Origin of the sequence: Agarivorans sp. OAG1, assembly GCF_037076485.1 — a bacterium.
GTDB lineage: Bacteria > Pseudomonadota > Gammaproteobacteria > Enterobacterales > Celerinatantimonadaceae > Agarivorans > Agarivorans albus.
In genome coordinates this window covers 128,640-151,661 of record NZ_AP028990.1, presented here as the reverse complement: position 1 = coordinate 151,661, position 23,022 = coordinate 128,640, and the positions used below count along the sequence as shown (strand labels likewise).

General features: G+C 44.9%; 24 protein-coding genes. 9 read left to right on the top strand and 15 right to left on the bottom strand.

Features of this window, described 5'->3' with window-relative positions; genetic code table 11:
- The first annotated feature begins 36 nt into the window (after positions 1-36).
- The 4 genes from OAG1_RS00745 to dbpA all read left to right on the top strand — a co-directional run bounded on the left by OAG1_RS00745 (position 37) and on the right by dbpA (position 8,586).
- On the top strand, positions 37-663 hold the full coding sequence (locus tag OAG1_RS00745; protein ID WP_221077436.1) for a hypothetical protein: 627 nt from the start codon (positions 37-39) through the stop codon (positions 661-663).
- A 396-nt stretch (positions 664-1,059) separates the two neighbouring features.
- Positions 1,060-6,384: a family 31 carbohydrate-binding protein gene (locus OAG1_RS00740; RefSeq protein ID WP_338623131.1), complete on the top strand. Its 5,325-nt coding sequence runs from the start codon at positions 1,060-1,062 to the stop codon at positions 6,382-6,384.
- Between the two features lie 139 nt (positions 6,385-6,523).
- Positions 6,524-6,997 carry an NYN domain-containing protein gene (locus OAG1_RS00735; protein ID WP_040306697.1) on the top strand — a complete coding sequence of 158 codons (474 nt, stop codon included), beginning with the start codon at positions 6,524-6,526 and terminating at the stop codon, positions 6,995-6,997.
- Positions 6,998-7,197: 200 nt separating this feature from the next.
- Complete coding sequence (gene dbpA / locus OAG1_RS00730) at positions 7,198-8,586, top strand: ATP-dependent RNA helicase DbpA (protein ID WP_016399956.1); 1,389 nt, start codon at positions 7,198-7,200, stop codon at positions 8,584-8,586.
- A gap of 303 nt (positions 8,587-8,889) precedes the next feature.
- On the opposite strand, the gene OAG1_RS00725 is transcribed toward dbpA, so the two are convergent.
- The 6 genes from OAG1_RS00725 to OAG1_RS00700 are packed head-to-tail and all read right to left on the bottom strand — an operon-like array spanning position 8,890 to position 13,034.
- A complete protein-coding gene (locus OAG1_RS00725) occupies positions 8,890-9,930 on the bottom strand; it encodes a Solitary outer membrane autotransporter beta-barrel domain (RefSeq protein ID WP_016399957.1) in 1,041 nt (346 codons plus the stop codon).
- Positions 9,931-9,957: 27 nt separating this feature from the next.
- The gene (locus OAG1_RS00720; RefSeq protein ID WP_338623126.1) at positions 9,958-10,374 is read right to left on the bottom strand and encodes a DUF1801 domain-containing protein; all 417 of its coding nucleotides are present in this window, start codon (positions 10,372-10,374) and stop codon (positions 9,958-9,960) included.
- The gene (locus OAG1_RS00715) at positions 10,374-10,976 is read right to left on the bottom strand and encodes a glutathione S-transferase N-terminal domain-containing protein (RefSeq protein WP_338623124.1); all 603 of its coding nucleotides are present in this window, start codon (positions 10,974-10,976) and stop codon (positions 10,374-10,376) included. Before OAG1_RS00715 ends, OAG1_RS00720 begins: the two co-directional genes overlap by 1 nt.
- A gap of 1 nt (position 10,977) precedes the next feature.
- Positions 10,978-11,862, bottom strand: coding sequence for a DMT family transporter (locus OAG1_RS00710; RefSeq protein ID WP_338623122.1), 885 nt, complete (start codon positions 11,860-11,862; stop codon positions 10,978-10,980).
- Positions 11,855-12,211, bottom strand: a complete 357-nt coding sequence (locus OAG1_RS00705; protein WP_338623120.1) for a VOC family protein — start codon at positions 12,209-12,211, stop codon at positions 11,855-11,857. Before OAG1_RS00705 ends, OAG1_RS00710 begins: the two co-directional genes overlap by 8 nt.
- 31 nt (positions 12,212-12,242) lie before the next feature.
- Entirely contained in the window at positions 12,243-13,034 is a 792-nt protein-coding gene (locus OAG1_RS00700; protein ID WP_338623118.1) for a PhzF family phenazine biosynthesis protein, read from the bottom strand.
- Between the two features lie 305 nt (positions 13,035-13,339).
- Between OAG1_RS00700 and OAG1_RS00695 the strand changes: the two genes are divergently transcribed.
- Entirely contained in the window at positions 13,340-13,540 is a 201-nt protein-coding gene (locus OAG1_RS00695) for a cold-shock protein (protein WP_016399963.1), read from the top strand.
- 109 nt (positions 13,541-13,649) lie between these two features.
- Here the strand turns inward: OAG1_RS00695 and OAG1_RS00690 are convergent, their stop codons facing one another.
- Genes OAG1_RS00690 through OAG1_RS00680 form a run of 3 tightly spaced genes read right to left on the bottom strand, consistent with a single transcriptional unit; the run spans position 13,650 to position 15,142 of the window.
- Positions 13,650-14,342 carry an aspartate/glutamate racemase family protein gene (locus OAG1_RS00690; protein WP_338623115.1) on the bottom strand — a complete coding sequence of 231 codons (693 nt, stop codon included), beginning with the start codon at positions 14,340-14,342 and terminating at the stop codon, positions 13,650-13,652.
- 18 nt (positions 14,343-14,360) lie between these two features.
- A complete protein-coding gene (locus tag OAG1_RS00685) occupies positions 14,361-14,609 on the bottom strand; it encodes a DUF2164 domain-containing protein (RefSeq protein ID WP_152783860.1) in 249 nt (82 codons plus the stop codon).
- Positions 14,610-14,611: 2 nt separating this feature from the next.
- Complete coding sequence (locus OAG1_RS00680; protein ID WP_338623113.1) at positions 14,612-15,142, bottom strand: N-acetyltransferase family protein; 531 nt, start codon at positions 15,140-15,142, stop codon at positions 14,612-14,614.
- Positions 15,143-15,372: 230 nt separating this feature from the next.
- Between OAG1_RS00680 and OAG1_RS00675 the strand changes: the two genes are divergently transcribed.
- The gene (locus OAG1_RS00675; RefSeq protein WP_338623111.1) at positions 15,373-15,861 is read left to right on the top strand and encodes a hypothetical protein; all 489 of its coding nucleotides are present in this window, start codon (positions 15,373-15,375) and stop codon (positions 15,859-15,861) included.
- A 141-nt stretch (positions 15,862-16,002) separates the two neighbouring features.
- The gene (locus tag OAG1_RS00670) at positions 16,003-16,518 is read left to right on the top strand and encodes a hypothetical protein (RefSeq protein WP_338623109.1); all 516 of its coding nucleotides are present in this window, start codon (positions 16,003-16,005) and stop codon (positions 16,516-16,518) included.
- A gap of 65 nt (positions 16,519-16,583) precedes the next feature.
- On the opposite strand, the gene OAG1_RS00665 is transcribed toward OAG1_RS00670, so the two are convergent.
- The 5 genes from OAG1_RS00665 to OAG1_RS00645 all read right to left on the bottom strand — a co-directional run bounded on the left by OAG1_RS00665 (position 16,584) and on the right by OAG1_RS00645 (position 20,754).
- Positions 16,584-17,006, bottom strand: a complete 423-nt coding sequence (locus tag OAG1_RS00665) for a GNAT family N-acetyltransferase (protein ID WP_338623107.1) — start codon at positions 17,004-17,006, stop codon at positions 16,584-16,586.
- A 20-nt stretch (positions 17,007-17,026) separates the two neighbouring features.
- On the bottom strand, positions 17,027-17,512 hold the full coding sequence (locus OAG1_RS00660) for a GNAT family N-acetyltransferase (protein ID WP_338623105.1): 486 nt from the start codon (positions 17,510-17,512) through the stop codon (positions 17,027-17,029).
- 76 nt (positions 17,513-17,588) lie between these two features.
- Entirely contained in the window at positions 17,589-18,806 is a 1,218-nt protein-coding gene (locus tag OAG1_RS00655) for a glycine betaine/L-proline ABC transporter ATP-binding protein (RefSeq protein WP_152783867.1), read from the bottom strand.
- On the bottom strand, positions 18,799-19,698 hold the full coding sequence (locus tag OAG1_RS00650; RefSeq protein ID WP_016399972.1) for a proline/glycine betaine ABC transporter permease: 900 nt from the start codon (positions 19,696-19,698) through the stop codon (positions 18,799-18,801). The genes OAG1_RS00655 and OAG1_RS00650 overlap by 8 nt, the downstream gene beginning before the upstream one ends.
- A gap of 63 nt (positions 19,699-19,761) precedes the next feature.
- Positions 19,762-20,754 (bottom strand): ABC transporter substrate-binding protein, encoded by a 993-nt coding sequence (locus OAG1_RS00645; protein ID WP_152783869.1) that lies wholly within the window; start codon positions 20,752-20,754, stop codon positions 19,762-19,764.
- Positions 20,755-20,899: 145 nt separating this feature from the next.
- On the opposite strand from OAG1_RS00645, the gene OAG1_RS00640 reads away from it, so the two are divergent.
- A complete protein-coding gene (locus OAG1_RS00640) occupies positions 20,900-21,391 on the top strand; it encodes a MarR family transcriptional regulator (RefSeq protein WP_016399974.1) in 492 nt (163 codons plus the stop codon).
- A gap of 23 nt (positions 21,392-21,414) precedes the next feature.
- On the opposite strand, the gene OAG1_RS00635 is transcribed toward OAG1_RS00640, so the two are convergent.
- Positions 21,415-21,987 (bottom strand): pyridoxamine 5'-phosphate oxidase family protein, encoded by a 573-nt coding sequence (locus tag OAG1_RS00635; protein WP_338623099.1) that lies wholly within the window; start codon positions 21,985-21,987, stop codon positions 21,415-21,417.
- Between the two features lie 188 nt (positions 21,988-22,175).
- Between OAG1_RS00635 and OAG1_RS00630 the strand changes: the two genes are divergently transcribed.
- A complete protein-coding gene (locus OAG1_RS00630) occupies positions 22,176-23,021 on the top strand; it encodes a hypothetical protein (RefSeq protein WP_338623097.1) in 846 nt (281 codons plus the stop codon).
- Position 23,022: the final 1 nt, after the last annotated feature.

Sequence of the window (23,022 nt, the reverse complement as noted above, 5' to 3'; positions counted from 1 at the left end):
CTGGAGAGACGTTATTAGTAACTAAAGGGACTACCTATGCGCATACAAAAAAAATTAGCTTTAAGTGCCACCATGTTTACTGCTTGTTTAGCATTTTCGGCTCAGGCCTATGTTCAAGATCCGCAGCTTACCGAATACCGTGCAGATAAAGGTAAAAGCTCGGTTTGGTTGTCTCATGAAGACTCAAGTGGCGGCTTAGGTGATGTTGGTAGCTCTAAAGATAGTGCCTTTGGTGACGAGGGTTCTTCTCGTTTTCGCTTTAAGCGCGACGTATCAAACCATGACTTCAACTCTAAACCGGGCTTAAGCCAAATTGTTAGTGGTTTACCTGCCAATACCGATATGAGCTTCTCACTGTATTACTGCGACAAAAAAGGCGCTAACTCTCCTACTCAATTACACTTTGGTGTTCGCGAAGTGATCCCCAATGCACCACTGGCAGGCACCGTGTTAGCAGATGCTAAAGCGCACGTAAAAGACCTAGCACTTGCGCCTCAAGGTGATAATAAAAAGTGTTTCAGACAGGTCGCGGTAGATTTCAATACTGGTAACAATACCCAAGTGGAGATATTTAGCTTATTAGAAGTCGACACTAGCCAAGAACTTAGCTTAGACAAAGAACTTGAAGTTCGAGTCGATGGGTTCGCAATAGAGAAAAAGTAAGCTCGATATTCTAAGCATAGTGACGGCTTTCCTCGTTTAAGCCATCACTATGCTTATGCCAGATCTGCTCCTCAAAATCCCCCATACATTTTATAGATTCAACCGATCCATGAAACCGGTTACAAATGTTTTATCACATCAGGTAATGTTTATTCATTTAGAAAAGCGCCATTTGTAAGATCCTGCTCACAAGCCATTAACAATTACACCGATCAAGCTCACAGACACTTAACCTTAGGTGGTGATTTTGTAGCCGCCGCTGGAAAATTAAAGTGAGAGAAACATTCAGGCTTTAGATTTAAACAACTGAAATAAAACAAAAAATCAGATTTAGAACCCTTTTTTAGCGGCTAACTACGAGTTAGCACAGCTAATCAAACTAAATGCGAGAGATATATGGACATACAAAAACCGCAACTCAGCCTGCTACGCTGCGCACTCATTGCTGGAGCAAGTTTAATAGTCAGCAATGCTTACGCTGCAGGAAAGCCAAGCATACCTGTTGATGGTAAACGCTTATTTATTTTAGGTCAGGACCAAGTCTCTATCGAGCAATACATGGCCGACCCTTCATTACCTCGTCCACATGGTTTTACCATGTACACCACCCTCACCCGCGGGGCGACCGAAGACGTCACCAACTACTGTTTTAAAGGTTTAGATGGCTTAAAAAACCTCGACAACTACAACTCCAATCAAGCCCAAGGCTGTGCCGATAATGAGCGCCGAAACCAATGGGGATCAGGAGTACAAAACGCGCAATGGGTGATTGAAAACTATCAACCTGAAGTAGTAGCACTTGGCATGTTTTGTCCTGGAAACGCGCAAGCTCCCAGCTTATATAACGACGGCGCTTATGACGACCTGTTAATTGAGTTAGCTGATTTTTTCAAACTTCACAATGAAACCGGTTTCTTTCTGCGAACCTGTTACGAATTTAATGGCGATGCCCATGGTTTAAGCTTCGAACATTTCCGCGGCATTTTTAAACACGTACGCAGCTTTTTAGACGCGCAGGGAGTAACTAACGTTGCTCATGTTTGGCAATCAGACGCCTACCACGGAACTGGACGTCCGAGTAATCAGGCTCTGGCCAATACCGAACAGGGGTATTGGCCCGGTAAACAATATGTAGATTGGGTGGGGGTATCGCAATTTAACAGTGATATTAACGAAGAAGCCGAGATTGCCGAAATTGAAGGCTTACCGCTGTTTATTGCCGAAGTTACTCCACATGGCGATCTAGGTGTGCAGTACGACTACAAACTTCCCTTCAATTCGAGTCAGCAAGTTGCTCAAGGCAGTGCTAACCCGGTAACTATCGTTAATAACCTCGATTGGTTTACTGAAAAAAATGCCGAAATCATGCGTACAGTCAATAAAGCATGGCATTACATCAACGCAGACTGGACCGCTCAACCGCAATGGGAAAGCGCTGCCGACCAAGCGGGCGCTAACTTCTTTAAATACACTGACTCTCGTGTGCAACAAAATCCTGAAATTAAGCAGCACTTTATTGATTTAGTCAGTTCAGAAAATGGTTTTATCTTGGCAGGGGAGCAAAACAATGGCCCGGTGTTCTCAAATTGTTCTGCACAGCCAAGCAGCCCAATTAACCAAGGACAAGATCTCAACTACAGTTGCACCATTGTTGATAGCCCAGAGGGAGTAAGCCTAGTTGACCTAAACATTAACGGTATTGCCTACCCAAGCCAAAATCTTGGCAATTCAGTTTACAACTGGACTATCGCCGCTAGCGACTTACAAGCCGGCAGCAATAATCTAACGATTACAGCCGTAGACGCAGCAGGCTCTAGCAGTAACCACAGTGTTAATCTTGAAGTGATTAGTGCCAATACCCAAGTGGCAATTCAAGCCAGCGGCAATATCGAAATTGTGCGTGGCCAATCGACAGAAGTAACTGTGAGCGCTAGCGACAGTGATGGCATAGCCTCAGTTAGCTTGCTGGTAAATGGTCAAAGCCAAGCAAACTTGGTAGCAACTACCGCCCCCTATGTTTTTACTCTTGCCAGCCAAGTTGATGGTAACGATGTAAGCAGCATTCAAGCACTAGCCACAGATACCACTGGCGAAACCACTTTAAGTGAAGTGGTTAACGTAGTAATTAAAGATGCACCTGTAGTAGGGCCAAAACCAGCCTTTGGCATTAGCTATGTAAACGACACCACCATACGTGTTTACCACCTTGATGAAGGCTGGACTGCGGCTTGGAACTACTTATGTATTAACGGTGACTGTCGCCCAGCTACACTAGAAAATGGCGAATACTACCGCGAGGTAAGTGCTACTTTAGGCCAAAGCTACGACATCGAATTTAAAGTACAAGATGCTGTACTGAGTCAGTACATCGTGAGCGATACAGCAGTATTTGAACAAGGCACAAGTGGTGGCGAAACCCCGCCTAGCAATCAGCCACCTACTGTGTCTGTATCCGCTCCTAACGGTTCGCTAAACGAAGGTGATGATACCACTATCACCGCAACAGCTAACGACAGTGATGGTTCGATAAATTCGGTCAGCTTTTTCCTAACGGCTCCTGGTGAAAATGAACAGTTGCTGGCCAGTCATAACGCTGCACCTTACCAAACAAACATTACCAATCTTAGTGCTGGCACTTATCAATTGCGTGTTGTTGCCAGCGATAACCAAGCGGCCACAGCAAGCGATAGTACAAGCTTTACAGTGAGCGCTAGCGAGCAGCCAGAAGAACCTACAGAAGAATTTGGCATTAGCTATATCAATGACAATACCATGCGGGTTTACCATGTTGATCAGGGCTGGACGGCTGACTGGAACTACCTATGTATTAATGGCGATTGCCGCTCAGCAAACTTAGACAACGGCATCTACTATCGCGATGTCTCTGGTGCACTCGGCCAAAGCTACGATCTAGAATTCAAAGTTCAAGACAATAGCCTAAGCCAATTTATTGTTGAGCGAAAAGGCGCAGTGTTTCTAGCTGGCAATACCCCACCAAGCAACCAAGCGCCAAGCGTCAGTTTAAGCACTAGCCCAAGTACCGTACTTGCTGGTGAAACACTTGCTTTAAACGCGACAGCAGAAGACAGCGACGGCAGCATAACAAGCCTAAGGTTTTACGCTACAGCACCCAACGCAACAGAAAGCTTAATTGCAGAAATCAATAGCAGCCCATATACAACAACTATTAGCAAAGTGATTGCTGGCAACTATCTAATTCGTGTAGAAGCTAGCGACAATGATGGTGCCACTGCAGAAGATTCTGCAACAATAGAAGTACAAGCAGGTAGCCAGCCAAGCATTAATTTAACTGGCCCAGCAACGATTAAGCAAGGCGAAGACTGGATTATTACGCCAAGCCTTGCCAACTGGCCAATTGCCGAAGGCGAGCAGCACTTCCACTTAGTTATTGATGGCGAAGACTTAGGGCCTCAGTATTCAAGTGCAGCCATTACCATTAGTGACCTCGCAGTAGGCACTCATACTGCAGTAGCAAAATTAGCCAACGCTGACCACAGCTTTACTGGAGTAGAAGCAAGTTTGAGTGTAAACGTTGAAGCCTTTATCAACGACACGGTAACTCTAGTTAATGACCCGGTACTAGGTAATTACCTAAGTGCAGGAAGCGATGCCAGCCAGCCAGGGCTAACGCTTTACACCTTTGATGTTGATAATACAGGTGCCAGCCAATGTAACGGTAACTGCGCCACCACCTGGCCTCCATTTATCGTGAACTCAGCCAGCGAGATTAAAGCCCCAAGTGGCGTAAGCGGATTAGGTGTTAGTGCCCGTCAAGATGGCAGTTTACAACTCACCTTAAACAATGAACCGCTTTACTACTTCTCTGGAGACAACAATCCAGGCGATACCTCCGGCCACGGCATTAATAGCGTATGGTGGGTGGCAGATTTGCCTAGCGCAAGTTTCGCCGACAATACTTGGCAGAAATCGGTAGTGCCAGCCTGCGCAGATATGTACAGCGGAGGCTCTATCCCTATCTATGGTTACCATATCTATACCCAGAATAACCAAGTTATCTTCCAAGCAGGCTCTGAACTCGCCAGCAAAGTATGGGGAAACAATGCCCGTACGGTATTCTTCCGCAACAATAGCGAAGGCCGATTAAAACTGCTTGGCAGTGTTGAAGCTACGCGTAACGGTGACAGCGCAGCCATGACCGTACCTAGTGATTGGCTCACTGGCAACAGCGTTTACTACGTGTCTTTTGAGCGCCTAGTCACACCACTAGAAAATGAGTTAGGTGATGCGCTTGCTTACCACGACAGTGCCTTATATGGCTTAAACAAAGGCTGCGTGAATGGTGCTTACACCGGTGAATCAGAAGATTTTGCCGGCTGGTTACGCTTCCAACACCCACAGGGATTTTTTAACGACCATAACGTATTCAACGAGCGTATCGATCCCGTCAACCAAAGCGCTGGCCATTTTAAAAATGTTCCACGTTTCACTATTAGTTTGTTACAAGACGAACCCGGTAAAGACTTGTTGTTCCAAGTGGATTTAACTTACGAGTCTTACTCAACCCTCGACTCAACCATTGATATTACCTGGTCGGGCATTGAAGGTAGCGAAGAACGTGCCGGCGGCGGTAGCCCTCGCCATTCTCTAAGCAATCAATGTGTACCAAGCGATGCCAGTGGCAACATCGCCATCTGTAACCTTGGTCAAGGCCTGTCTTATGGGCAAAACATTGACTGGGAACTACGCGTTATTCCAAAAGATAGCGCTGATTTTAACCTTTACACGCAAATGCTTTACTACGTGAAAGGCCATGGTTGGGCAAAAGAATCGAGCGATCCACGCGCCTTACTCGGTGGCGAGGCCAGTATCGATGCCTTTGGTGCCAACGAGTTTGAACGCGCAGCCGCATTTATGCAGCACGAGCACACTTCATCGTTAAAAGTCGTTCGAGACTTTGTTGAACAACACGAAGACTTACGCGTAAACATTGGCGACGATGTTAATCCAGGCTTTAACACCTGTGAAAGCTGCCATATTAACGATGGCCGTAGCCAGGTGATCTTTGATGTGCCCAATGTTGGGCCACGTATTGCGCCGCCACTCATTGGTTTGGGCTTGTTAGAGCAAGTTAACTTTGCCGGTAAAGCAGGTTTTGGCTGGGAAGGTAATCGCGCCACGATTGAAGACTCTGTGCGTTTTGCCCTAGCAACCGACTTTGGCGTGAGTAATCCAGACGCCATCATGGTGGAGCGCTTAACCAACTACAGCCGATTTGTTGGGGTGCCACAGCGGGACAAGAGCTTGTTGTTTGATGCCGATGTATTGGCCGGTGAAGAGTTGTTCAACAACGCTATGCAATGTAGCAGCTGTCATACCGAAACACAGATAACAGCGAAAGGTGATGTGATTCGTCCATATTCAGACTTACTCACACACGACCTTGGTGATGGCTTGTTTAGAACCGCGCCACTGTGGGGTTTAGGCCGCACCGCTGATGTTGCCGCATTTAGCATGGATATGATCGTAAATGGCCAGAAAAATGCTGCACATGCGGTCGCTCAGCGTGAATCTCGCCCAGCCGACGAGAGCACGGTGCTATTTATGCACGATGGTCGCGCCAAAGGATTAGACGCAGCAGTGCGCGCGCACAATGGTGAAGCCAGCGCAGCACGAGAAGCTTTTGAAACGGCCACACCAGCAGAGCAAGGGCAATTGCTGAAGTTTTTGCGCTCGCTGTAGTGAGCATAATTTAAGCTAGCCCCCGTTTTTGCTTATTCACATCAGCAAGAGCGGGGCTTTTTAATAGGAGCATGTAATAATGCTTACAACATCAAATAGCCGCCAGCCATTTCATAGCCAACCGCTAAGAGAGCGCCTAGTGAAAAAAATTGCCGTATTCGCCGATGTACAAAACATCTACTACACCTGCCGAGAGGCCTACGCTAAACAATTTAACTACCGTAGGTTATGGCAACAATTGCAAGAGCAGGGCAGCATTGTAGCAGCCTACGCTTACGCCATTGATCGCGGCGACAATCAACAACTTAAGTTTCAAGATGCGTTAAAACACATTGGTTTTGATGTAAAACTAAAACCCTTTATCCAGCGCAGTGATGGCTCAGCTAAAGGTGATTGGGATGTAGGCATTACTATTGACGTGCTAGAGGCTGCACGCGAGGTAGACATGGTTGTATTGCTATCTGGCGATGGCGATTTTGCCATTCTGTTGGACAAAATAAACCAAGACTATGATGTAGAAACACTGGTGTATGGTGTGCCTAGCCTTACCGCTCATGCCTTGATCAACTCCGCCAGTTTATACCAAGCCATCGAACAACCGCTGCTCCAATAGCAGCTCAATCCACTCGGTTTTTAGCAGTTTTCGCCGCTTACTCTTCCTGAGCGTCACCAACACTTCTGACAAAAAGTCCCCTTAGCGTGAAAAACTTGCTATTTTTTACCCAATTGTTCGCGTTTTCGGCTATTATCGCGCCCCCAATGCTAAAGCAGCAGCGGTAACACTTTTATTTTTCCCTCGAAGAGGACGCCATTGTGAGCCAAACAGATTTTTCCACTCTTGCCCTACACCCCGATCTACTTAAAAACTTAGAGACTCTGGGTTATAGCTCAATGACGCCGATTCAAGCGCAAAGCCTACCGCTGATTTTGGACGGTAAAGATGTGATTGCCCAAGGTAAAACCGGCTCGGGCAAAACCGCTGCCTTTGGCCTAGGCCTGCTAAATGCCTTAGAGGTAAAACGCTTTCGCATTCAAACCCTAGTATTGTGCCCAACTCGCGAACTGGCTGACCAAGTGGCCAAAGAAATTCGCAAACTGGCGCGCAGCATTCACAACATTAAAGTGCTTACCTTATGTGGCGGCATGCCTTTTGGCCCGCAAATCGGTTCTTTAGAGCACGGCGCGCACATTGTAGTGGGCACGCCAGGGCGCATTGAAGAGCATTTACGCAAAGGCACATTACGTTTAGATAACGTGAAAAATTTAATCTTAGATGAAGCCGATAGAATGCTGGAAATGGGCTTTCAATCGGCCATTGATGCGATTATTGAGCTGGCTCCCAAACAGCGCCAAACCTTGTTATTTAGTGCCACCTTCCCCGAGCAAATCGAAAGTATCGCCAACAATATTATGCACCAGCCAGTGCGAGTAGAAGTGGCCAGCACCCACGACAATAGCTCTATTAGCCAACACTTTTTTAAAGTAGATGATAATGAACAGCGCATGCTAGCTTTGCGTTTATTGCTATTACAACATCGCCCTAAATCCAGCGTTGTGTTTTGCAATACCAAGCGCGAAGCTCAAGAAGTGGCCGATGAACTTAGCTTACTCGGTTTTAGCGCTTTAGCCCTGCATGGCGATTTAGAGCAGCGCGAACGAGACCAAACCTTAGTGCAATTTGCCAATAACAGTGCGGCAATTTTAGTGGCTACCGACGTAGCAGCTCGTGGCTTAGATATTGACTCTTTAGATGCAGTATTCAACTACCACTTAGCGCGCGATACCGAAGTGCATGTGCACCGCATTGGCCGAACCGGACGTGCCGGCAGCAAAGGTATTGCCTGTTCTTTCTTTAGCGATAAAGAGCACTATAAAGTGGCCTTACTAGAAGACTACCTTGGCCGCAGCATTAACGATGAAGAGCTTCCATCAATGGCTTTGCTTAACAAAAAGCCAGCCGCTCCGCTTATGGCTACCTTGCAAATTGATGGCGGTAAAAAGCAAAAAGTACGCGCCGGAGATATTCTTGGCGCACTCACCGGTGAAAATGGCATTGCAGGCGCACAAGTAGGCAAAATTAACTTGTTTGATAACCGCGCCTATGTGGCTGTAGAGCGAGAGGCACTGAAACGTGCACGCAAAAAACTGGAAGACGGTAAAATGAAAGGACGCTCTTTTAGAGTTCGTCACCTGCCTTGCTAATAGTTGCCAACAACTCGCCAGTTTTTCCTGGCGAGTTGTTTGGGGTCTGTTGATCTTTGCTGATGGTTTTTGCAGCAATTTATTAGCCATTTATGCAAGGCAGTGAGTGTGCAGTTAAGTGGACTTAATAATCACTCGCTAACGCTGAATAAATGGCAAATAAATGCTGCCCGAAGGGTTCGGATAAGCGAACTTTACTCTTTGTTAAGCACTTCTTGCTTAGCCCACTAGGCTTCTAAGTGCTCGCCGCGATTAAAGCCCGCTTATCTCGAACAAAATTTCAACACCAAAGATCAACAGCCCCTAATAAGTATTGTAATTAAATACTAGGCTGCCGCCTTTCAGCACACTGCCATAATTAAACAGCAAACCTATACTCACATTATCTAACCAACCTTCGCCGTAAGCGCCTGTTCCCATTAGCAAATCAAAGCCAAACTCGTAATAATGCGGTGTTTGAAAGGCCTCGTTAGTATTCCCCCCTAGATCTACACGCGAAGCAGAAAGCTGCCCGGCAAAAGAAATATCCAACATTCGCCCAATAGGATGAGAGTAATACAGCGTATTTCGCCAAGAACTGGCCGCAATGTCTACTTGGTGCGAGGGCACATCAGCGCCAAAGCTTTCACCGTACATATAAGCAAAGCGCGAACGGTACTTAAGTTTGTGTTTGGTCCAACGCTTTTGATACTGCAGGGCTAGACTGGGCTGTAACATCCAAGCGTTCAGCGAAAAGTTAGTTAACACCCCATCGAATAACGGCTGAAAAATCTGACTAATCGAATTGTTGTAAATGTACTCTTGCTCTAAGCGTCGAATACTGCCTCCTAACTCGGCAGTAAATCGCCAATTCTCAAGGCCATCCCAATGCGCCCCGCCAGCTAAGAAGCCAGAGTAAACTTTTAGTTTTTCATGGTCACGAGTGGGGTCTAACTCTTCGTACAAGGTAATGTCGTGAAAACGTTGGGTATAACCCAAACGCCCGGTTGCGTAACTTTCCCATGCTCTTCCATGCCAAGGTAAAGCCAGCGTTAAGGGTAAAGTGATGGTTTTCAGCTCATTTTTCAGCCGGTTAGCGTCATCACCACCCAAGTTGTCATCATCAATGGGAATAAAGCCAGAAGGGTCAAAGTTAACAAAACCAATGGTTACCGTTTCACGGTCGTGAATCACCGCATCGGCGGCAAAGGTGCCTGCCAAGTTACGCTGCAATACCGGCAATATCTCATCTTCTAAGTGTCCTTCTACCAATGCGGCTTGGCTATAGCTTGCGGACAACAACAAGCTACCAGCAAGCCAATAGTGGCTAGCTTTCCGAATATTCATCCATGAATAAAACTGCAACGACGTCTCCTGTTTAACGGTGAGTAATTAGCGTTTTCGTTTATCTAAATGATAGCGCAGAGCCATAGCAATACAGATCCGCAACTCTGCCAAAGGCCATTCGGAGTCTAAAGGGAGCAGCAAAGCGCGCTGCTTTTGATAAACAAACAATCCCGGAAACAAGGTTTGGTAGCTGTTCACCAAGCTAGTTTTACAGTTTACATATAAACCCAAATACTCGGCCTGCTTGGCGTTCCATGCAACCCGTAAAGTACTGCCCGATTTACTTTGTTCGGTCACAAAGGACAGTTCTCCCCACTTTAAGGTTTCTAGCAGCTCCCCCACCCCTTCAGAACCTGCAGCAACTTCCAGTATCTCGGCCCTTAGCCTTAATACTTGTTGCTGCACCGCTGCAGGATAGCTTGCAATGGCGGCCTGTAATTCTGGCTTTAAGGGCTTATCCATTACCACTGCTTCGCTGTGTTTATCGCTCGCTGAAATAGCGGCCAAGAAATAAGGTGCTGCTGGTAACGCCCCGCGGCCCCTTCTAACTCGATGCCATAGTTGGCTAGGCGTAAAGCCATTACCGCATAAAAAGCATCTATAGCGCCGGCTTTATTAAAGGCAAAGCAGCCATCGAACTGCTGCCAAATCTCGCTCAAACGTGCTATTTCAGTATTAATCTCAGCAGATAAGCTGACTGGCCGGGCTTGTTTTTCAAACTGAAAAGGTAAGCCTTGGCGAATTGCCGTAAAGCCGGCATGTAGCTCCGCCAAATAGCTACGAGCTTGAGCACGCAAATCGGCTTGAACAGGGTAAAGCTCGCCTAAGGCTTGTTCATTTAGGTACTCACTAATGGCCAAAGAGTCATGAATGACCAAATCATCGACATGCAATACCGGTACGAGTTTACTGGGTGACAACTTAGCAAGTTGCTGCTGATAACCCGCTTCACCAAGTGCGATGGCATTGCAGCTAAACTCAAGCTCTGCCAACTGCATACAAAGGTAAGCCCGCAATGACCAAGTAGAGTCTCGCCCGACAATGAGTTGATAATGTTGCGCCATATTAGCCTCCTTGCACAGCGGCTTTTAGTCCACGTTGGCGACTGTAGATTGTGAGTAAAATACCCCCTAATACTAAACCTGCCGAGAGCATAAAGCTAAATCCAAGCGGCTCACTGGCAAAAGCCCAGCCGCCCAAAGCGGCAATAAGTGGCACCAATAACTGCAACACAGCAGCTTGGCTCGCCGACAATCCACCCAAAGCAATGTACCAAATCCAATAACCGAGTCCCGATGCTAGCGCACCAGAGCTAAGTGCCAGTAGCAAGCCATAAGTACTTAAGGCTGATTGGGTCACCAACCAAGGCAGCAATACCACTAAAAAAGGTAAACTACGCCAAAAATTAAAACAGGTATCTCTACTAGGGCTTAACGAACCGCGACCATTCAAGGTATAGATACCCCAGGCGCAGCCTGCCACCACCATGAGTATAAAACCTAGCACCGATACCGACGCTTGCTCACTGGGTGCTAACAAAATAATCAAACCACTAAACGCCAAAGCAATGCCAGCCAGCTCACCCAAACGTAAGCGTGCACCTTTAACTATCGATATGCCCACCATGCTTAGCTGCACCGCAGCAAACAATATTAATGCACCGATACCGGTGTCTAAGTAAAGGTAAGCAAAGGAGAAGCAAGCCGCATAGCTAAACAACATTAAACCAGACCACCAACTGCCTTTACTTTGAACCTTGCCAGAAGATGGCTTAAGGCTAAGCAATATTGCTAGGGTAACGGCGCCCGCTAATAAACGCACTGCGGTAAAACTAGCAGCATCAATTTGCGGCTCGCCTAGTGCTAAGCGACATAGCACCGAGTTGCCTGCAAATGCAATTAAGGCCACTACGGTAGCCAACCAAGTTGTTACAGGGGATGCTTTATTCACTGTCTGACCATACCGCAAACTCATTACCACTAGGCTCGCAAAAATGAAAACGTCGACCACCTGGGAAACCAAAAATGTCTTTTACTATTCTCCCTCCTGCCGCTTCCACTTTAGCCAAGGTTTGCTCAAGCTGTTCACTATAAAAAACCAGTAAAGCAGCACCATTTTCAGTACTAGAAGCTAAAGGAGCGTGAAAAAAACCGCCATCTAAACCTTGACCAGAAAAGGCCGTATATTGCTCGCCAAAGTCTTCAAATTGCCACGCAAAGGCTTGGCTAAAAAACTGTTTGGTCGCTGCTAAATCACTGCTGGGAAACTCAACATAGTTTAATTTTTCGTGCTGATTCATTACGCTTTCCTTGGCTATTTATTTGAATAAATTATAAAAACACAGTGCCTTCAAAATAGGTTTTGGCATGACCCGCAATAGTGACTCGATCGCCAAACTGCTGACAGTGTAATACCCCACCACGCTTAGAAGCTTGGTAGGCCAGTAGCTCATCTTTACCCAAGCGCTTTGTCCAAAACGGTGTTAAACCCGCATGAATTGAACCAGTGACCGGATCTTCAGCACCGCCATTGGCGGGCCAAAAATAACGTGAAACAAAATCATGTTCTTCACCGGGGGCTGTCACTACAACATCATAAGGCGCTAAGGTTTTGAGTAGCTCTAAGTCAACCTCAAGGGCCTCTACTTGGGCCTGCTGTAGGTAGACCAGGAAATAGGCTTGCTGATTTCGCCATACTTCACTGGGTTTAACAGATACACCATCAAGCAGAGCCGATGGCGTTTCAAATTCCATGTGTGGTGGGCAACTCGGGAAGTCCATTGCAATTAAATCATTATCACCACGGCGCGCTTTTAGTTCACCCACTTGCAAGGTAGTAAAGTGGAGTTCTTGCAACGTGGGTTGTTGATTAAACAAAACATGGGCTGCTGCCAAAGTAGCGTGGCCACAGAAGTCAATTTCGCAAATTGGTGAAAACCAACGAATAAGGTAGGAGCCAGGTTCGTCGGCTACTAAGAAGGCTGTTTCAGAAAGGTTATTCTCAATAGCAATTGCCTGCATTACGCTATCTTCTAACCAAGCTTCTAAGACAATAACCGCAGCAGGATTGCCGCCAAAAAGATCACGGGTAAAGCTATCTACCTGATGCATTTTTAAGTTCATAACAGTCCTTGTTGATTAAACTAAAGTCTAATAGTTAGCAAGCCCGCGGGTATGCTTGGCTCAAGAGAAGTCACCCAACTGATCTGAACAGTTGACGAAAGATCACGAATACACCTTTACATTACCCCAATATACGTTACACTTCGCTCGCTGGTAAAGGTTACAGCGGATATTTATGCCCCATACAAATACGTTGATTTTTCGCAATTTCACCCTGTTTGTTCGTAAGTAATTTCTGCATCTTTCGGCACCCTAGATTTATCTATTTTTGGATAAATTTTATTTATTATTTTTGGAGATTACTCATGGCTACAGGTCGCGTAAAATGGTTCGACGAGCAAAAAGGTTTTGGTTTCATCGAGCGTCCAGACGGTAAAGATGTATTCGTACACTTCCGTGCTATTCAAAGCGAAGGTTACAAAACTTTAGCTGAAGGCCAAGAAGTTACTTTTGAAGTAGAAGAAGGTCCAAAAGGTCCTCAAGCTGCTAACGTAAAAGTTGCTTAATCTGGCTTTTAAGGCATAAGTCTCCAATTAGTCTTCAGATTAATTAGACACTAGCTTTAAGCTTAAAAAACGGTCCCTACGGACCGTTTTTTGTTTTTCAGCCTCTAGCTTAATTAACTAAAGACTCTGCCGCAGCGGCTGCAACATGAATGGCCGTGGTATCGTATAAAGGCAAGTCACAATGGCTTTGTTGTACTAATAAGCCAATCTCTGTACACCCCAAGATCACCGCCTCGGCACCTCGCGCTGCTAGCTCAGCAATTTCTGCCAAATACCGTTCTCGAGAGTCAGCACTGATTTTACCTAAGCACAGCTCTTGATAAATAATCTGATGAACTGTCTCAATTCCCTTTTCTTGTGGAACCAAGGCTTCTAAGCCGCGCTGCTCTAGTCGCCCTTTATAAAAATCTTGCTCCATAGTGAAGCGGGTACCTAATAACCCCACTTTCTTAACACCATCCTCTAGCAATTTATTAGCAGTGGCATCGGCGATATGTAATAAGGGGATCTGCAGCGCTTGCTCCACTTCTGCCGCAACTTTATGCATGGTATTAGTGGCAATTAATAGAAAGTCAGCACCCGAAGCTTGCACCGATAACCCGGCGTCCACCATTTTATTGGCTAAGGTAGCCCAGTCACCTTGATGCTGTAGAGCCTCTATTTCAGCAAAATCTACGCTCACTAAGTTAATCTTCGCCGAATGCAATCCACCCTTTGCCTGCTTAATGGCTAAATTTAACTGCTGGTAATAGCTAAGGCTTGATTCCCAACTCATTCCACCAACAATGCCAATAGTTTTCATCGCTAACAGTTACTCCTGTTACCACTTAGTGGGTTTCTCTATTTCATAGAGCTCGTCGGCAATACTATCGATACGATTTTGTACTACTGCTTGAGCATCTTGTAGGCCCTGATTGTAGTAAAAGGCCCCTATTTCTTCAGAGAAAAAATCCAACAAAAACTCTGCATCAAATTGGCCTATCTCAACGTCCAATTGCTGCTCGCAATAGCCTTGAATTTTGTTTACCAACGCCGTTTTCTGTTCACTAGAAAACTCTATTTTCGACATAACTAGTCCTTATTCAAGCACTGATTAATCTGCTCTTCAGTTTTTATCTGTTGCTGCCAATAGCCCACATCTATCCAGTTGCCAAACTTAAAACCTACTCGTTCAAACTCTGCCACTTTATGAAAGCCCAAATACTCATGCAGTTTAATGCTCGCTGGATTTGGTAACGCTATACCTGCAATTACCGTGCTTATAGGATAGTCGGATAATCGCTCTAACAAGGCTTGATACAATCTCTTACCAATGCCTTTGCCTGCTGCACTATTGGCAGTGTAGATTGAACTTTCTACTGAGAAACGATAAGCACTCCTCGGCTTCCAAGGGCTCACATAGGCGTACCCGAGAATTTCACCAGCTTCTTCAAATACCAACCAAGGCAGTTGTTTCTGAATACTGGCGATACGCTCCGCCATAACTCCTTGACTCACTAGCTGCTCTTCAAACGTAGCACCACTAGTCTCAACGTAATAATTATAGATTTGGCAAATCTGCTGACTGTCACCCTCTCGAGCATCCCTAATACATTCTGTCATAAGCTAAATATCCTTACTTCTGCTCAACAATTGCTCAACGCCAGTCAAACTTACAGCCTAAATAAGCAACGGTTTTTCAACACAATTACCTTTTTACATATTGGATTGACCTAATTATCTTAACTGTCACAATTCTTGGCTTTAATATTATGAAACCCCATTTAAGCAAACGCTTTAACGGAAGTTAATCAATAAGTTGGAGAATTACTCCAGAATTTCAGGGACTAGACATGCGACTCACACTAATGCTTATACTTATAATAAGCTCAAACCCCAGCCTAGCGTTCAATAGTTACAAACTTCACCCTTTGCCTAATGAGCGAATCAACGAGAACGCCCAAGTTAACTATTTATATCAAAACACCAGCAAAGGGCCATTTAGGGTACGTATTGAAGGCTTAGTTGGACATGTTGAGAACTACGCAATCTTAAAGATCAACTGTGCGGCAGATGGCAGCGTTCAAGTACACCATAACCTAGTTAGCAATAACAACGCTCGACTAAACAACCAACAAGCTTTTCCACCTTTTAATCAGGTATTTAGCCCTAAACAAACTAATGCCTTAAACAATCAAAAGAGCTTTCAGCTTACTCACGCAAGTATTAACATCGGCAACCTTAGCATTCCAGCATCTACCATTTCACTTGCCGGTTTTTCAGAAACTTACCAACGAGTAGAAACACTCTGCTCAGAGCAAAAAATCGCCTCAAAACGTTAGCGCTAACACAGTTTAATTAAAAAGCTCACGAATTTGTCATACAAACTTGAATGCACTTTTTAGCTTCTGTATATTTCAATCAAAACGGAAAAACAGGCTAATAATTAAACGAATTATAAAGATATTTATCAAGGAACTTTCGTGAGAACATTAGCAACAATGATTGGATTGCTTAGCACGCTGTCTTTTCAATCATGGGCATTTAATAGCCATTTGGTAGAAACCACTCCTGCGGAGTTTATCAATGCCAATGCCCAAATAAACTATCAAAGCTATACCACTAGTAAAGGTAAGCGCCCAGCGGGAATCCGTGGGTTAGTTGGTATCGTCGATGGCTATGCAGTTTTAAAACTAAGCTGCGCCAATGATGGTAGCGTTTCGGTTAAACACAACCTACTAAATGGCCCAAGCCAACATGTATCTGTTGATAACCAAGCACTTAAAACTACTCTTAGCCAAGTTAACTATAGCTTGAGTTCGATGGAGCAAGTTGAACAACTAAAACAAGGCAGATACTTGTTATTTAGTGAGCAAGCTATTACCACTGGAAACTTAAAACTAGATAGAAAGGCAATATCGCTTAAAGGCTTTACCGCCACTTATGATCGCATGCAGCACTTATGTACTACTGGCCATTTTGATTTGGCTATGCGCTAGATAAAAAAGAGCAGCCAATGGCTGCTCTTTATATCGCTCTGACTACACTGATTCTTTCACTCAGCCTACCCTAATTGCTTAGTAAAATGATGGCTCTTAATATCAAAACCATTACGTAAGTAAAAGCGGTGCGCACCAAAGCGCTGCACACCAGAGCCTAAATGAAACTGCTCGCAACCCTGTTGTTTAGCGTAATTTTCCAACCACTGTAGCAACTGCAAACCAACTCCTTTAGAGCGTGCGTTTTCTATCGTGACTAGATCATCTAAATACAAATGCTTTCCCCAAGACAGCTTCCAGCCGATAACAAAACCAGCCACCGCAGCCACTTGCTCATCCATGGTTAAATAAGCCAATTGATAGCCCTGCTGCAGCTGTAAGCTGATTTGCTCAATCAACTGCTCCTTACTAAAGCTGGGGCGAAGCAACAACATTACGTCGGCAAGTTTGGCTAAATCATCTTGAGGCTCGAATAACTGAATACGCATTGCTTCTCTCGATAAAATATTTACAGTGTTTTCATCATCCACACATCACAACCGCTGTGAATGCTATTAACAAAAGGCTCTGACAAATGGTTAAAACCTAAAGACTGGTACAAGGCAATAGCCGACTCCATGGTGCTTAAAGTATCTAAGTAGCACTGCTGATAACCACGTTGTTTTGCTTCTTGTAAACAATGCTTGGCTAGGGCCTTACCAATACCTTGGCCTCGGCATTGTGGATTAACAAATAGCTTACGTAGCTCACAGGTTTTTGAAGCATCGTCTAATTCTGCAATACCTCCACAGCCTACAACTTGGTTTTGCTGCAATGCCACCCAATAACCCCGTTGAGGCTCACAGTAGTTCAGGCTCATTGCTTCTACTTCTGAATCAGAAGGTCCAAAGCCATCACCAATAGCGCCAAATTCACGGCCGCCACGCTGAATCAGCTGTTTAACTGCTTGGTTATGAGAGGCATCAATGGGATGAATCGTAAAACTCAAAACCATCTCCTAGTATTAAGCTTTATACTGTAGAAAAATCAAAGCCTTGTTAGAAGGACTCTAACAAGGCTGTTTGACAATATTATTTCGAGGCTGCGCTGGCAGTTTCTTCTTCAGTGTCAGGGTCTGCAAACACCTCGGCCACAGAGCTACGGGTTAACTCACCCTTAAGGTTGCCATCTTCATCTACCACCGGTAACGAGAACTCGGTTTCTAAGCTCTCGGTAAGTACACTTTCAATGATCGCATCAGGTGAAACCGTAGGCACATCTTGATACTCACAAGATTCAAACTGCTCATTATCTTTGTTGATTGAAGCTTCTTCTAAAGCATCTTGAGTAACAATGCCTTGATAACCTTCTTCGGTTACGTGGTAGGCATAATCCCCCTTGATTTTCTTCATCTGCTGTAAGGCTTCACTGATGGTATCGGCCGTAATCCGACGAGCAGGTGGCTGCATCACGGTTTCTACCGTTAAGGCGCGAGCTCTGTTCACGTCTTTAACAAAAGCTTCAACGTAATCTGTTGCTGGGTGCAGCAAAATGTCGTCTGGCGTGCCTTGCTGAACCACTTCACCGTCTTTAAGGATGGCAATTTTGTCGCCCAAACGTAGTGCTTCATCTAAATCATGAGTAATAAAGATAATGGTTTTGTGCAAGGTTTCTTGTAGCTCGATGAGCTGATCTTGCATTTCACTGCGGATCAGCGGATCAAGAGCTGAAAAGGCTTCGTCCATCAACAGTATCTCTGCATCGGTACACAAAGCGCGAGCTAAACCAACCCGCTGCTGTTGTCCGCCAGAAAGTTGCGCCGGATATTGCTGCTCGTAACCATTTAAACCTACAGTATCTAACCACTCTTGAGCTTTAGCTAAGCGTTGCTCTTTAGCTACACCTTGTACAGTTAAGCCATAGGCTACGTTTTCAATCACGGTGCGATGTGGCATTAAACCAAAGCGTTGAAATACCATCGACATTTTATGACGACGAAAATCTTGTAACTCTTTAGAGCTCAACTTCATCACGTCGGTGCCTTCAATGCTAATCACCCCTTCAGTAGGGTCGATTAAGCGATTGAAGTGACGAATAAGGGTAGATTTACCCGAACCCGATAAGCCCATAATGACGTAAATCTCACCCTGTTGAATCTCAAGGTTAATATCTTTTAGGCCTAGCGTGTGGCCGGTATCAGCTAAGATTTTGTCTTTGCTTTCTCCGGCTTTAACCCGCGGCATTACCTGTTTAGGATTCTCACCAAATAGCTTGTACAAGCCCTGAATTTTAACGAGCGGCTCAGTCATGCTTTAGTCCTTGAAGGTGAGCTTGGGTGCGCTTAGCGTAGGCTTGCGACACACGGTCAAAGATAATCGCTAAAGCAACAATGGCTAAACCGTTAAGTAAACCCAAGGTGAAATATTGGTTAGTAATAGATTTTAATACTGGCTGGCCTAAGCCTTTTACCCCAATCATTGAGGCAATAACTACCATTGATAAGGCCATCATAATAGTTTGGTTAATCCCGGCCATAATAGTTGGCATTGCGAGAGGCATTTGCACCCCAAATAAACGTTGCCAGGTGCTAGCGCCATAAGCAGTGGCGGCTTCTAGTACTTCTTTATCCACTAAACGAATACCCAGATTGGTTAAGCGAATAACTGGGGGAATGCCGTAAATAACCACCGCAATCACACCCGGTATTTTGCCAATACCTAACAGCATCACTACTGGAATTAAGTACACAAAGGCAGGCAGCGTCTGCATCACATCGAGCATAGGCGTGATAATGGCTTGGGCACGATTGGAGCGAGCCATAATAATACCGATGGGTATGCCCAAGGCGATTGCCAGCATGGTACAGACCGTAATAATGCTCATAGTTCGCATCATGTCTTCCCACATGCCAAAGTAGCCCACCAACAACAGCGATACCACTGAACCAATTACCAACTTCCAAGAGCGACTGGCTAAATACACTAATCCGGCACAAACAATAAGTACCAACCACCAAGGCGTGGTGATTAGCAATTTTTCAAACCAAACTAAAAACTGCAGCAGGGGATCAAAAAACGATTCGATGGCCTCGCCATACTCGCGGGAAAAATTACGATAAGCACCATCTAAAGACTTACGAATAACGGTGAGATCGGCTCGACTCATTTGTGGAAAACGTTCCAACCATGACGAATCCGCCATAACAAACTACCTCTATATAAAAACGCGAAAGGCCAACCTAAGGTTGGCCTTTTTGTACTTAAACTACATACTGGCTAGGGCTTTACTTACCTTAGCGGCAACATCTTCTGGCACCCAAGCCTTCCAACTTTCTGGATTCTCACTTAGGTAGTGATACATAGCGGCATCACCATCGGCTTGGTTATCTTCCATCCATGCCAATAACTCGTTCATTTGCGCATTAGTAAACGAACGCTTAGTGATGTATTCATAAGCAGCAGGTGCTTTGCTAGCAAAATCTTCAGTAGTAACCGAATGTACAGCTGAAGGTGGGTACATAGTTACTTTAGGGTTTTCACAGTCTTCTTGAGTAGTACAAGTCAAGAATTCTTGCTCGTCGATACCATTACCAGTATCCACTTTAACCATTTTGTATTTACCTAGCACTGCGGTAGGTGCCCAGTAGTAACCAAACCAACCTTGCTCACGAGCGTAGGCTTTTGCAATTGAGCCAGATAAGCCCGCGCCTGAGCCTGGATCAATCAATTCAAAACCTGATTTTTCAAGTTCTAAAGCGTTAAAGAGGTTGTTGGCAGAGATTTGGCAGTTCCAGCCAGCTGGACAGCCATAGAAGCCAGAAAGCTCTTTGCTTTCTGGGTGAACAAATAATTTAGCGTGTTTTTTAACACCTTCGATAGTGGCGATTTCTGGGTATTGGTCAACTAAGTATTGAGGAACCCAAAAGCCTTCTTCGCCGCCGTCAGATAATGATTTACCTGCAAAACGTAAGCGCTTTTCAGCAACACCACGTTCTAGCGTTTCTTTAGCAGAGTTAGTCCATAACTCGGGGGCAATGTCTGGTTCGCCTTTTTCCATCATAGAGACGGTAGTTGGCATGGTATCCCCTGGCACCAACTCAGCGTCACAGCCGTAGCCATGTTCTAAAATAAATTTATCTACATTGGCAATAACTGTTGCAGAACTCCAGTTCATGTCGGCAATGGTTACACTGCCACAGCTGTCTTCTGCTTGAGCAAAACCGCTCACCAAAAGCAGTGCTGCGTATCTTAGCTTCATATCCCTATCCTTCCCTTTGTGTGCTTTCTTAGCGCCTAGGATCATACACTTCAAATAATTAGAGTTCAAATTAACTGCTGTGTATACCCTGCGCCTTAAGTATGGGATATACTCCCGAAAAAACCAATTTGGCCCGCTACCACTTATGCAAAAACCTGCTTACTGGCAAGACGTTCTCATTTCTTTGCGAAAAATTATTCGCGCGACCGATCTACAATCTAAACGGATTGTGAAAGCCTGTGGATTAACCATTCCGCAAGTTATGGTTTTAAGAGCAATAGAAGATTTAGGAACCGTAACAGTGAAGCACCTCTCTGATGAGGTATCACTAAGCCAGGCTACGGTTACAACTATCTTGAATCGTTTAGAAGAGCGCCAATTAATTGAGCGAATTCGCAGCGCAAGCGATCGACGTATTGTTAACCCGCGGCTCACCGAGCAAGGTATAGGTATTCTCACAACAGTACCGCCACTGCTACATGAAGAATTTATTCAGCGCTTTGAAAGCTTGCAAGACTGGGAAAAAACGCAAATCTTGTCATCTTTGCAGCATATTGCATCAATGATGGACGCCCAATCCATCGACGCATCACCTTTATTAGATATTAATGCACCACATAAAGATCTAAACAAATAAACCTAAAATAGTTATAGCTCAAACTAATTTTCAGTATCAGCAGCAAAACCCGAAAGGCTCAAGATGTCGGTAGCAACACCATCTAAGCTATGTTGATTTTTCTTCGCCCAATACTGCTTAATGCCCTGCTCTCCTTGTTTGCTTGCCCAGTTGGCCAAATCGTCACGCTGTGCCACAAAGTCATAAAAGGGTACCGACATGCCACACGAGCTTTGCACCATATCAATGTCTAACAAGTAAAGCTGCCGTGCTCCTGCTTGCTCTGGAAACAACTCAATATATTGCTGCCACTCAGCATCACCACGGTGTAGCGCTTTAGCTTGACCATATAATCGTAGAATCACAGGCTTGCCTTCAAAGGCACAAAACATAATGGTCATACGCGAGTTTTGTTTTAAGTGAGCGGCTGTTTCGTTACCACTACCGGTTAAATTGAGCCAAACAATTTGCTGCTGGTTAAGCACCCGAAACGAGTCCATACCTTTGGGTGATAGGTTCACCTTACCTTCGGCCGCTGCCGTAGCCACAAAAAACATCTTTTGCTGTGCGATAAACTCAATATGCGGGGGAATCATCGCACTAAATTTCTTGCCCATTTTTACCTCAAAACAATAATCAAAACCTACGCTTACTTACTAAGGTAACAAGCAATGTTTAATTCTCACTACATTGCCCAGCAATTAATCATCAAGGAATTATAAATTTGATCTGAGTCACGCTTTGCAATCTTATCGTATACCTCAAATGCTGCCCTATCTAAGCTATACAAAAGCATGGAGGCTATATGCACAAGACTCTCTTTTTGATGATATTTTTATCATCAATATGTTCTGCTAAAACCTTAAACATTCCCGGCTCGCCAAACGGTAATACCTTGCCCTTTGTGCTGGCCAAAGAAATCGTTAAACGCAGCGATATTTATGACTCTGTAGGTTACCCCTATGGCGATGCTGGCGAAATTTCCTTTGCTAAAACCGTTGCCGATTTAAATGATGGAGTACTTGACCTTTTTTGGACAGCCACTTCGGCCGACCGCGAGCAACAACAAAGTGCGGTGTATTTTCCGCTATACCGCGGCACCTTAGGTATGCGCTTAGGTATTGTTGAACAAGAGAAAAGTGAAACCTTTAAACAAGTGACCAGCTTTGCGCAAATGCGCCAATATATTCCCTGCCAAGGTAAATTGTGGGCCGATACAGCCATTCTTGAAGCTAACGGTATTAAAGTGGCTAAGAGCTTGGGTTATGGCAACATTTTTGCCATGTTGGAAGCTGACCGTTGTGACTACTTCCCACGGGGTATTTTTGAACCTTGGAGCGAAGTTAAACGCGAAGCCAAATATAACCTAACAGTAGATAGCTATGTCATGTTGCGCTACAAAATGCCGTTTTTCTTTTTTGTGAAAAAAGACAATCAAAGCTTAGCCAAACACCTCAACGATATTCTTTATCAGATGTTTGAAGATGGCAGTTATCAAAAAATGTTTCTTAATGATCCAGATGTAAAGAATGCCTTAGAGCTAGGCAAACTAGAAAAACGTACCATTTTTGATTTAGAAAACCCCTACCTTACTGACAAAGTAAATGCCATTCCGCAGAAGATTTGGTTTGACCCACTGGCTGGACAATAAT

What these genes read in the sequence shown, in the direction of transcription:
- OAG1_RS00745 (WP_221077436.1), top strand. Translation starts at nt 37, where the DNA reads ATGCGCATACAAAAAAAATTAGCTTTAAGTGCCACCATGTTTACTGCT.
- OAG1_RS00740 (WP_338623131.1), top strand. Translation starts at nt 1,060, where the DNA reads ATGGACATACAAAAACCGCAACTCAGCCTGCTACGCTGCGCACTCATT.
- OAG1_RS00720 (WP_338623126.1), bottom strand. Translation starts at nt 10,374, where the DNA reads ATGGATAAGCCCTTAAAGCCAGAATTACAGGCCGCCATTGCAAGCTAT.
- OAG1_RS00715 (WP_338623124.1), bottom strand. Translation starts at nt 10,976, where the DNA reads ATGGCGCAACATTATCAACTCATTGTCGGGCGAGACTCTACTTGGTCA.
- OAG1_RS00705 (WP_338623120.1), bottom strand. Translation starts at nt 12,211, where the DNA reads ATGAATCAGCACGAAAAATTAAACTATGTTGAGTTTCCCAGCAGTGAT.
- OAG1_RS00700 (WP_338623118.1), bottom strand. Translation starts at nt 13,034, where the DNA reads ATGAACTTAAAAATGCATCAGGTAGATAGCTTTACCCGTGATCTTTTT.
- OAG1_RS00695 (WP_016399963.1), top strand. Translation starts at nt 13,340, where the DNA reads ATGGCTACAGGTCGCGTAAAATGGTTCGACGAGCAAAAAGGTTTTGGT.
- OAG1_RS00690 (WP_338623115.1), bottom strand. Translation starts at nt 14,342, where the DNA reads ATGAAAACTATTGGCATTGTTGGTGGAATGAGTTGGGAATCAAGCCTT.
- OAG1_RS00685 (WP_152783860.1), bottom strand. Translation starts at nt 14,609, where the DNA reads ATGTCGAAAATAGAGTTTTCTAGTGAACAGAAAACGGCGTTGGTAAAC.
- OAG1_RS00680 (WP_338623113.1), bottom strand. Translation starts at nt 15,142, where the DNA reads ATGACAGAATGTATTAGGGATGCTCGAGAGGGTGACAGTCAGCAGATT.
- OAG1_RS00675 (WP_338623111.1), top strand. Translation starts at nt 15,373, where the DNA reads ATGCGACTCACACTAATGCTTATACTTATAATAAGCTCAAACCCCAGC.
- OAG1_RS00665 (WP_338623107.1), bottom strand. Translation starts at nt 17,006, where the DNA reads ATGCGTATTCAGTTATTCGAGCCTCAAGATGATTTAGCCAAACTTGCC.
- OAG1_RS00660 (WP_338623105.1), bottom strand. Translation starts at nt 17,512, where the DNA reads ATGGTTTTGAGTTTTACGATTCATCCCATTGATGCCTCTCATAACCAA.
- OAG1_RS00655 (WP_152783867.1), bottom strand. Translation starts at nt 18,806, where the DNA reads ATGACTGAGCCGCTCGTTAAAATTCAGGGCTTGTACAAGCTATTTGGT.
- OAG1_RS00650 (WP_016399972.1), bottom strand. Translation starts at nt 19,698, where the DNA reads ATGGCGGATTCGTCATGGTTGGAACGTTTTCCACAAATGAGTCGAGCC.
- OAG1_RS00645 (WP_152783869.1), bottom strand. Translation starts at nt 20,754, where the DNA reads ATGAAGCTAAGATACGCAGCACTGCTTTTGGTGAGCGGTTTTGCTCAA.
- OAG1_RS00640 (WP_016399974.1), top strand. Translation starts at nt 20,900, where the DNA reads ATGCAAAAACCTGCTTACTGGCAAGACGTTCTCATTTCTTTGCGAAAA.
- OAG1_RS00635 (WP_338623099.1), bottom strand. Translation starts at nt 21,987, where the DNA reads ATGGGCAAGAAATTTAGTGCGATGATTCCCCCGCATATTGAGTTTATC.
- OAG1_RS00630 (WP_338623097.1), top strand. Translation starts at nt 22,176, where the DNA reads ATGCACAAGACTCTCTTTTTGATGATATTTTTATCATCAATATGTTCT.